4 protein-coding genes are annotated in these 2678 nt (G+C 65.2%); all 4 read left to right on the top strand.

Annotation, left to right across the window (positions count from 1 at the left end):
- The coding region (locus tag EOA79_RS31260) for a response regulator (protein ID WP_128293646.1) at positions 1-918 on the top strand (918 nt) is incomplete at its 5' end.
- A gap of 5 nt (positions 919-923) precedes the next feature.
- Positions 924-1310: a response regulator gene (locus EOA79_RS31255; protein WP_082980640.1), complete on the top strand. Its 387-nt coding sequence runs from the start codon at positions 924-926 to the stop codon at positions 1308-1310.
- A 183-nt stretch (positions 1311-1493) separates the two neighbouring features.
- On the top strand, positions 1494-1886 hold the full coding sequence (locus EOA79_RS31250) for a response regulator (RefSeq protein WP_067000929.1): 393 nt from the start codon (positions 1494-1496) through the stop codon (positions 1884-1886).
- Positions 1886-2678 (top strand): tetratricopeptide repeat protein (locus EOA79_RS31245; protein ID WP_128293644.1); only part of this gene is annotated, 793 nt, incomplete at its 3' end. The genes EOA79_RS31250 and EOA79_RS31245, both read left to right, overlap by 1 nt.

The raw sequence follows: 2678 nt of genomic DNA, 5'->3' as shown, positions 1-2678 counted from the left end.
GGCCTGAGCATCGTCAAGACTATCGTCGAAAAGCTCGGCGGCGCCGTTTCCTTCGAAAGCGAGGAAGGCAAGGGAACCTCGTTTCACGTCGATCTTGCCGAAGCGCAGAGAAGTGTCGAGAAGCCGGTTTTGGTCGAGCGCCGGTCGCGAAAGCGCGATGGCCGCCTGCGCGTCCTCATCTGCGAGGATGAGCCCGACATCGCTGCGGTGATCGCAGCGCTTCTCGACGCCGACGGCTTTTCCAGCGATGTCGCCCCCGATATCGGTACCGCAAAAGCGCTCCTGAACTCCCGCGACTATGTGGCGCTGACGCTCGACATCAAGCTGGCCGGGGAATCCGGCATCAAGCTTTTCCACGACATCAGGGTCTCACCGGTGAATTCCGAGATTTCGGTCATCGTCATCTCCGCCATCGCCGACGAGGCCAGGCGCTCGCTGAACGGAACCGCCATCGGCATCGTCGACTGGCTGGAGAAGCCGGTGGATTCGGCGCGCCTTCACGCCGCTCTCGCCAAGATCCTCGCCAGCAAGGTCGAGCGGAGGCCGAGGATCCTCCACGTCGAGGACGACGAGGGCGTCCTTGCCGTGATGTCAGCTGGCTTGGGTCCAGGCGTCTTGATCGCTTCCGCCAAAACGCTGCAGGAGGCGCGGAAGGCGGTGGCAAAGCATCGCTTCGATCTGGTCATCCTGGACATACTGCTTCCCGACGGATCGGGACTGGATCTGCTCATCGATCTGCCGCTGGAAACCCAAGTCATCGTGTTCTCGGCGGCGGAGCTGGATCAGAACCTCGGTGACCGGGTGCAGGCGATGATGACCAAGACCAAGGCGTCGGAGATCGATGTCGCCAGGCTGGTTAGGAGCATGTTGGTCTCATCGCTCGATAGCGCCAGACCCGCCTCCAGTGCCAAGGAGTGATGATTATGCCGGCAAGGATCCTCTATGTGGACGACGAGGACGACATCCGCGAAATCGCCCAGATGTCGCTGGAACTCGAGCCGGAATTCGAGGTGCGGTCCAGCGCCTCGGGCATCGCAGCGCTGACCGATGCCGCCGATTGGCGCCCTGACCTCATCCTGCTCGACGTGATGATGCCGGACATGGACGGGCCGGAAACACTGAGGCGCCTGGCCGATTCGCCGCTGACGGCCGCGATTCCGGTGGCGTTCATCACGGCGCGCACCCAGACGCATGAGGTGGAGCGTTATCTCGCCATGGGAGCCGTGGGAGTGATCGCCAAGCCGTTCGACCCGCTGGCGCTTGCGGGCGAGGTGAGAAGGCTGCTTTCGGGGCGTTCCGGCCCGGTTTAGCCGGCGAGAAAGCCGCGCAAAAGATGCCTGTCGGCAAAGTCGGTTTTGCGTTTGCCGCTCCTTAACCATGGCCCAATATTCATCTAGTGATTGTGTCGAAATGCGGCCGCCGCGAATCGGCTTTATCTAAGATCGCGCGGCGTCATCACTCCGGGGGGCGACGGAACCGGAGCAGGACTGGTGGTGGATGGAGCGAAGGCAAGAGTTCTGATCTGCGATGATGATCCCTTGTTGCTCGAGCTGATGGAATTCAGGCTGAGGGCGAAGGGATACGAGGTCATCAAAGCGGTGGACGGCGCCGAGGCGCTGGCGAAGGCGGAGCAGGACGGCCCCGACATCATCGTGCTCGACGCGATGATGCCCAAGGCCGACGGCATCGAGGTGCTGGCGCGCATCAAGGGCGACCCGGTGCTGTCGAAGACTCCGGTGGTGATGCTGACCGCGCGCAAGGCCGAGAAGGACATCGTTTCGGCGCTTGAGAAGGGCGCCGACGATTATCTGGTGAAGCCGTTCATTCCCGAGGAGCTACTGGCCCGGCTGGCGCGTCTCATCGCCCGCAAGGGCGGGAAGCGCTGATGCGGCGCGGCCGGCACTCAGCCTTTGCCGCATGCCTGATCCTGGCGATCGCCGCCGCTCCCGGCGCGGCGCTGGCGCAGACTGTCGACGAGCTCTACGCATCCGGCGTCAAGGCCAGGCAGGCGCAGCATTTCGACGAGGCCGCCGATCTTTTCCGGCGCGCGCTGGCGTTGAAAGCTGACAATGCCGACGCTCTTGTGCAGCTTGGCTTCGCCGAGCTCGGCCGCAACGATCTGCCGGCGGCGCGCGACGCCTTTTCCAGGGCGCTTTCCCTTGCCCCGGCCTATCGCGATGCGAGCTTCGGCATGGCCCAGGTCGAATTCCGCTCCGGCAATCTGGATGCGGCGCTGCCGCTCGCCGAGAAGGTCGCTGAGGCAGAGCCCGGCAATGCCGACGCGGCAGCGCTTCTAGAGAACATCCGCAAGGCCAAGCAGGCCAGCCAGGCGAAGCCGGTTCCGGCTGCCGCGGCGCCGGCGAAGAAGCCGCCCCACCGGCGGCCCGATCCCGTCGCCATCCAGTTGGAGCAGGGCAGGCGGTTGCGGGCGGCGGGAAAGCTGCCCGAGGCCGAGACCGCCTATCGCCGCGCGCTCAAGCTGTCGCCCAGGAACACCGACACCCTGGTCGCGCTCGGCCTCGTTGTCGGCTCCACCCAGCGCTTCGACGAGGCCGGGCGGTTCTTCGACCGGGCGCTTGCGATCAGGCCCGGCCTTCTCGACGCGCGGTTGGGCAAGGTGCGCCTGGCGATCTGGCAGGGCGACGCGCGGCGCGCCCGCGCCCTGGTCGGTGATGTGC

The sequence above is a fragment of the Mesorhizobium sp. M1A.F.Ca.IN.020.03.2.1 genome (genome assembly GCF_004023205.1).
In the GTDB taxonomy this organism is placed as follows: Bacteria; Pseudomonadota; Alphaproteobacteria; order Rhizobiales; family Rhizobiaceae; genus Mesorhizobium.
This window is presented reverse-complemented; position numbering and strand designations above follow the sequence as displayed.